Source organism: Candidatus Thiopontia autotrophica (assembly GCA_014384675.1).
In the GTDB taxonomy this organism is placed as follows: domain Bacteria; phylum Pseudomonadota; class Gammaproteobacteria.
Window position 1 is genome coordinate 67381 of the sequence record JACNFK010000027.1, and the last position, 6947, is coordinate 74327.

General features: G+C 48.6%; 4 protein-coding genes. 1 reads left to right on the plus strand and 3 read right to left on the minus strand.

All coding sequences use genetic code 11. The features are described 5' to 3' along the window. Nucleotides 1-2 precede the first annotated feature (2 nt). The gene (gene metH / locus H8D24_05435) at nucleotides 3-3686 is read right to left on the minus strand and encodes a methionine synthase (GenBank protein ID MBC8519830.1); all 3684 of its coding nucleotides are present in this window, start codon (nucleotides 3684-3686) and stop codon (nucleotides 3-5) included. Between the two features lie 66 nt (nucleotides 3687-3752). Beyond that, nucleotides 3753-4001: a DUF3024 domain-containing protein gene (locus H8D24_05440; GenBank protein MBC8519831.1), complete on the minus strand. Its 249-nt coding sequence runs from the start codon at nucleotides 3999-4001 to the stop codon at nucleotides 3753-3755. Nucleotides 4002-4191: 190 nt separating this feature from the next. Between H8D24_05440 and H8D24_05445 the strand changes: the two genes are divergently transcribed. Then, the gene (locus tag H8D24_05445; GenBank protein ID MBC8519832.1) at nucleotides 4192-6183 is read left to right on the plus strand and encodes a cation:proton antiporter; all 1992 of its coding nucleotides are present in this window, start codon (nucleotides 4192-4194) and stop codon (nucleotides 6181-6183) included. Between the two features lie 116 nt (nucleotides 6184-6299). On the opposite strand, the gene H8D24_05450 is transcribed toward H8D24_05445, so the two are convergent. Then, nucleotides 6300-6917, minus strand: coding sequence for a cation transporter (locus H8D24_05450; protein ID MBC8519833.1), 618 nt, complete (start codon nucleotides 6915-6917; stop codon nucleotides 6300-6302). Nucleotides 6918-6947 lie beyond the last annotated feature (30 nt).

Here is a 6947-nt window from a genome sequence, read left to right on the forward strand (position 1 = left end):
TCCTATTTATAGGCCAAATTTGGGCCAAGCCACTTCTCTATATTTGCAACAATCATCCCTTTTCGCTCAGCATACTGCTCTACCTGATCTCGATCGATCTTGCCGACAGCAAAGTAGTGTGCCTCGGGATGGGCAAAATAGAGACCACTAACTGATGCTGTTGGAACCATTGCCCTGGACTCTGTAAGCCAGATACCAGTAGTGCTCTCTGCCTCCAGTAGCTCCCACAAAATATCTTTTTCCGTATGGTCTGGTGAGGCTGGGTAACCCATTGCAGGACGAATTCCGGAATAGTCCTCACTGATCAGCTCCTCATTAGTATGAGACTCATCAACTGCATATCCCCACAACTCCTTTCTCACTTTCTCATGGAGCCACTCGGTTGCCGCCTCCGCCAGACGATCAGCTATCGACTTTAGCATCAGTGCACTGTAATCATCATGGTCCGCCTCAAACTCACTAATCTTTTCATCTATCCCAAGACCCGCAGTCAGTGCAAAACCACCCACATAATCAACCTTGTTGGCAGTTTTTGGCGCAACAAAATCACTTAGACAGTCATTGGATCTTCCATCTGGTTGTCTGCCCTGTTTTCTCAAGTGGTGCAGCGTTGTCTTCAGCCTGCTTCGTGACTCATCCTCATAGATCTCAATATCATCTCCAACCGCATTGGCGGGAAAAAGACCAACTACCGCCTTTGCCGAGAGCCACTTCTCACCGATAATCTTCTCCAGCATAGAGCTTGCATCAGCATAGAGCTTACGAGCCTCCTCCCCCTTCTCTGCATCATCGAGAATCTTCGGATAACGACCCTTCAGCTCCCAGGCGTGGAAGAAGAAGGTCCAGTCGATATAGGGAACCACCTCATTGAGATCAATCTGCTCCAGTACCGTTACCCCCAGGGCGTTTGGTTGTACCGGCTGATAACTATCCCACTCAATCGGGAACTGGTTGGCCTGCGCCTCTTCAATCGTAACCAGACTCTTTGCACCACCCCTGGAGGCACGTCGCTGGCGAACCTCCTCATACTCATCACGTAGCTCAGAGAGAAATTCCGACTTCTGCCCCTCCGAAAGTAGCGTTGTCGCCACCCCAACTGCTCGTGAGGCATCTGCCACATGGATCACCCCATGCTCATACTCCGGCTCCGCCTTGACCGCTGTATGAGCCCTGGATGTAGTGGCCCCGCCCAGCATCAGCGGAATAGTAAATCCCTGACGCGTCATCTCACTGGCAAGGTGCACCATCTCATCCAGTGACGGGGTGATCAGCCCGGAGAGACCGATGATATCTACATTCTCCTCTCTGGCACGCTGCAGAATCGTCTCTGCCGGCACCATCACCCCAAGATCAATCACCTCATAGTTATTACACTGCAACACCACCCCGACAATATTCTTGCCGATGTCATGTACATCACCCTTCACCGTGGCCATCAAAATCTTGCCCTGACTGGAAATGGCACACTCCGCCTTCTCCGCCTCAAGAAATGGATCAAGATAGGCAACCGATTTCTTCATCACCCGGGCGGATTTCACCACCTGCGGCAGAAACATCTTGCCCGCACCAAAGAGATCGCCCACCACATTCATCCCATCCATCAGTGGCCCCTCAATAACCTTCAGTGCCTTGTCGAACTGGAGACGAGCCTCCTCTGTATCTTCATCAATAAATTCCGTAATCCCCTTCACCAGCGCATGCTCAAGCCGCTTCTTAACAGGCCAGCTACGCCACTCCTGATCCTCTTTTTTCTCCCCTGTCGAACCATCTCCAAGATATTTAGGCGCAATCTCTACCAGCCGCTCCCCAGCCTCCGGATCCCGATTAAGGACCACATCCTCGACTGCATCTCGCAGCTCATCAGGGAGGTCATCATAGACCGCAAGCTGTGCCGCATTGACGATCCCCATATCCATCCCCGCCTGAATGGCATGATAGAGAAAGACCGCATGGATCGCCTCACGCACCGGGTTGTTGCCACGGAAGGAGAAGGAGACATTAGAGACCCCACCCGAGACCATTGCATAGGGCAGGGTCTGCTTGATGCGACGGGTCGCCTCGATAAAGTCGACCCCATAATTGTTGTGCTCCTCGATGCCGGTCGCTACTGCGAAGATGTTGGGGTCAAAGATAATATCCTCTGCAGGGAAGCCGATCTCATCCACCAAAATCCGGTAGGCACGGGTACATATCTCCACCTTGCGCACCTCTGTATCGGCCTGCCCATCCTCATCAAAGGCCATCACGATCACCGCTGCACCATAGCGACGGCAGAGCTTTGCATGTTCCCGGAACTTCTCCTCCCCCTCCTTCATGGAGATAGAGTTGACGATCGCCTTACCCTGCGAACACTGCAGCCCCGCCTCAATGATCTCCCACTTGGAGGAGTCGATCATCAGTGGTGCCTTGGAGATATCTGGCTCCGAGGCGATCAGATTGAGGAAGCGCACCATCGCCGCCTTGCCATCCAGCATCCCCTCATCCATATTGACATCGACCACCTGGGCACCATTCTCCACCTGGGTTCGGCAGATATCGAGTGCCTCCTCATACTCCTCGTTGAGGACAAGACGCTTGAACTTGGCAGAACCGGTAATATTGGCCCGCTCTCCCACATTGACAAAGAGGGACTCCCTGCCAATATTCAGCGGCTCCAATCCGGCCAGACGGCACTCGTGGGGGAGATCTGGCAGTGGACGTGGACTCTTCCCCTCCATCGCCTGAGCAATGGCACGAATATGGTCAGGACTGGAACCACAGCACCCCCCAATAATATTAAGGAAGCCAGCATCGGCCCACTCACTGACATGAGCCGCCATCTGCTCTGGAGTGAGATCATACTCCCCAAATTCATTGGGAAGACCTGCATTAGGGTGAGCAGAGGTGTAGGTCTCACAGACTCGTGACATCTCCTCTGTATATTGACGCAACATATCCGGACCCAGCGCACAGTTGAGCCCCATACTTAGCGGTCTGGAGTGACGCAGACTGTTATAGAAGGACTCTGTGGTCTGCCCTGAGAGGGTACGTCCGGAGGCATCGGTAATGGTGCCAGAGATCATAATTGGCAGTGTTATCCCCCTCTCTTCAAAATAGCGGTCAATTGCAAACAGCGCCGCCTTGGCATTCAGGGTATCGAAGATGGTCTCTACCAGCAGCAGATCCGCGCCACCCTGCACCAGGGCATCAATGGATTCACTATAGTCCTCCACCAGATCCATAAAGGTGATATTGCGAAAGCCGGGATCATTGACCTCCGGGGAGATCGAACAGGTGCGGCTGGTAGGTCCGAGCACCGCCGCCACAAAACGGGGTTTCTCCGGAGTGGAATATCTGTCCGCTGCTGCACGTGCGAGACGGGTCGCCTCCAGATTGATCTCGTAGACCAGATCCTCCATATCGTAATCAGCCATCGAGACCCGAGTCCCATTGAAGGTGTTGGTCTCGAGGATATCGGCTCCCGCCTCCAGATACTGCTCATGAATTCCCTGGATAATCGCAGGCTGGGTCAGCGCAAGAAGATCATTATTCCCCTTGAGATCAGTATGCCAGTCGGCAAAACGCTCCCCTCGATAATCCGCCTCCTCCAGTTTGTGACGCTGGATCATGGTCCCCATTGCACCATCCAGAATCAGGATGCGCTCGGTCATCAGAGATTTCAGTTGCTCGCTACGATCGACAGACATAAGGGTGTTTTTCCAAAAAAATTGAGGGTATTTTACCCTATTACCGAACATCCTTTGTAGCGACTATCACGGGCTCCTAAACGCCTCCAGCAACCCAACCTCCGGTACCGGCTCATAGCCATACCACTTCAGGTCGGCCCTCTGCCAGTAGACCTTCCACATCCTGTTCTTCTTTACATAGGTAGTTTTGGCAACCATCTCATCTGGCCAATCCCGCAATGGTCTAACCTCAAAAATAACGACACTCTGGCTCTCAATCCGATATTTTAAAGCCAGCTTGTTTCTGATATGAACAAGACCTGATTGTAGCACCAATTAAGCTTGCATCAAGGCCAACGATTATTATAAGGACATATTTCCTTATATTGCTACATTAAAAATGATTCATTTCTAATATTGGTAAATCTGTTAACAGATAATTAAGCCTGTCATTGAGCAAATGCGAGAAACAATGCAGGAAAATGGGATAGCGCCCTTTTAATTTGAAGTAAGTTATACTGATGGCATGAACGAACATTTGTTAATCCATATCGTCTTGTTGCTAGCCATTGCAGTGGCGATTGTGTCGCTCTCAAGAAGGCTGCATTTCCCACCAATTCTGGGCTACATTGTCGTTGGTATTATTGTTGGTCCAAATGGATTTGGTTGGATCGGTCAAGAAGAAAATATTGAAACATTAGCCGAGCTTGGTATCGTCTTTTTGTTGTTTACTATTGGATTGGAGTTCTCGCTAGCGCAAATGATCTCCATGCGACGACAAGTATTTGGGTTGGGTGCGGTTCAGGTATTTGTAACTGGGCTGTTGGTGTATGCGATTGGTTATTTTTCAGGGTTGGACACCAATGCCAATATTGTTATTGCTAGTGCCTTAGCCTTATCATCTACTGCGATTGTGATTAAGCAGCTTGCTGAACAATCTGAGATTCATTCCCGCCACGGGCGTTCTGCTTTGGGCGTGCTGATCTTCCAAGACATTATTGCTATTCCGCTGTTAATTCTGATTCCAACTTTGGCGCTGACTAGTGTAAATGATAACAGCCTTGGCTTGGCGTTAGGTGTGGCTTTTTTAAAGGGAACATTGGTGATGATTGTCATGCATATAATCGGCAAACATCTACTCAGACCTTTGTTTCATGAAGTGGCTTCGGCTAAGTCACAAGAGCTGTTTACTTTAACCGTATTAACGGTGGCTTTAGGCGCTGCTGCGTTGACCGAGCAAATGGGCTTATCGATGACACTGGGAGCATTTTTAGCAGGAATGATGCTTAGTGAAACGGAATACAAGCATCAGGTTGAATCTGATATTCGCCCATTTCAGGATATTTTATTAGGCCTATTTTTTGTTACTGTGGGCATGATGATTTCCCTAACTCTGTTGCAACAACATTTTTGGCTAATTATCGCAATCACCATTGGCATTATTTTACTAAAAGGCGTGGTTTTGTATGGGGTGGCTAGACTGTTTCAGAAGCAAGGTGGCGTTGCCTTGCGCATGGCATTGTCATTGTCTCAGGTAGGTGAATTTGGTCTGGTACTGTTGACACTGGCTTTTGCTTATAAATTATTACCTGTTGAAATTGGTAATATTTTATTAACATCAGCGGTCTTGAGTATGTCTATTGCACCGTTTTTGATTAAATTTAATGGTGCAATTGCTAAGAAATGGCATAAAGGATCTTATTTGAGCAATCATCAAGATATTGAGAAAATTATTATTGATGATAATGTACATCTTGATCAGCATGTTATTTTGTGTGGCTTTGGCCGCGTTGGGCAAACTGTTAGCCGTTTTTTATCAAAATCCAATAAATCGTTTATTGCACTTGATATGGACATTAAGCGCGTTCAAGAAGCACACGACGCCGGTGAGAACGTCTATTATGGTGACGCCGCAAAAGAGACTATTTTGAAAGCTGCTCGTTTAGAGAAGGCACGTATTGTGATTGTGACCTTTAATGATTTTCATGCCTCTATTAAAATCTTAAAAACCATCAGTCAAATGCATCAGCAGATACCAATTTTGGTGCGCACACCAGATGATTCGCATGTTAATGAGTTGCTTGAAGCAGGTGCGAGTGAGGTGATTCCAGATACATTTGAATCAAGTATTATGTTGGCCTCTCATCTTATGTTAATGATTGGCGACCCGCCCAGAAAGGTGCTTCGAGAAGTGAGAGCCGTGCGTAAAAACCGTTATCGTTTGTTGGAAAATTTTTATCCCGGTGAAGATGACAATCCAATGGCACAACATCAGGTGATGACAGGCGTTTTCCATACGGTAATTCTTACTGAAGATACTTTTGCCACGCATAAAACAGTTGGTTCACTTGGATTGGAGCAGTTTGATATTACGCTGGAGGCAATTAAGCGCGGCAGTATTCGTGGCGATAATCCATCCAATGAGACCCGACTAAGGGTTGATGATCATTTGGTACTTAGTGGTGTGCCAGAAAATATTGAACGGGTTGAGTTATATTTAACCACTGGCAAGTATTAGCGACATTTTTACCCTTAAAAACAAACTGTTAAAGATGACGCCCAACATATGGTGCGGGCCGCCGCGCAGCGATAGCACGCCCCAGTGAGCCGCAGGCGAACGACATGATGTACTTGTTAGGTTGATTCACGTAACTCAACCATTGCCGATGAAATAACTCGAGCTGCTGAACGAAGCAAGAGCAATACCAAGCCTGTAGCCACCACAATATCTGGCCAGCCTGAGCCGGTAAACCAAATCGCACCTGCTGCTAAAAACACCGATATGTTCGACGCGATATCGTTCCGTGAACACTCCCATACAGAACTCATATTCACATCTTCATTCCGGTGCCGCCAAAGCAGAAAGAGGCACGCTGAATTAGCCGCAAGGCCAAGAAGGCTGAAAGCACCCATGACTTCAAAAATGGGCAGACCTGGTACAAAAAGCTTGTAGATGATTTGAGCTGCGACAACCAATGCAGCCACAAGAATAAGTATGCCTTTGAACAATGCCACCTTAGCTTTGGTGCTGGTGCCCCGTGTAACAGCGTACAAACTCAGAGCATAGGTGAGTGCATCACCGAAATTATCGAGGCTATCGGCTAGTAGCGCAGTTGAGCCACCATAAAGCGCAGCACTCGCGATCACAACAAACATGACGGCATTAATGCCTAGAACTATTTGAAGCGTCCCTCGCTGTCGATCTTCGCGCAGCGCATCGACAGAACAACCGCCATCGCAACATCCACTCATATGTCAAACCTCTTGTACAACCTAACGACC

What these genes read in the sequence shown, in the direction of transcription:
- metH (MBC8519830.1), bottom strand. Translation starts at nt 3,686, where the DNA reads ATGTCTGTCGATCGTAGCGAGCAACTGAAATCTCTGATGACCGAGCGC.
- H8D24_05445 (MBC8519832.1), top strand. Translation starts at nt 4,192, where the DNA reads ATGAACGAACATTTGTTAATCCATATCGTCTTGTTGCTAGCCATTGCA.
- H8D24_05450 (MBC8519833.1), bottom strand. Translation starts at nt 6,917, where the DNA reads ATGAGTGGATGTTGCGATGGCGGTTGTTCTGTCGATGCGCTGCGCGAA.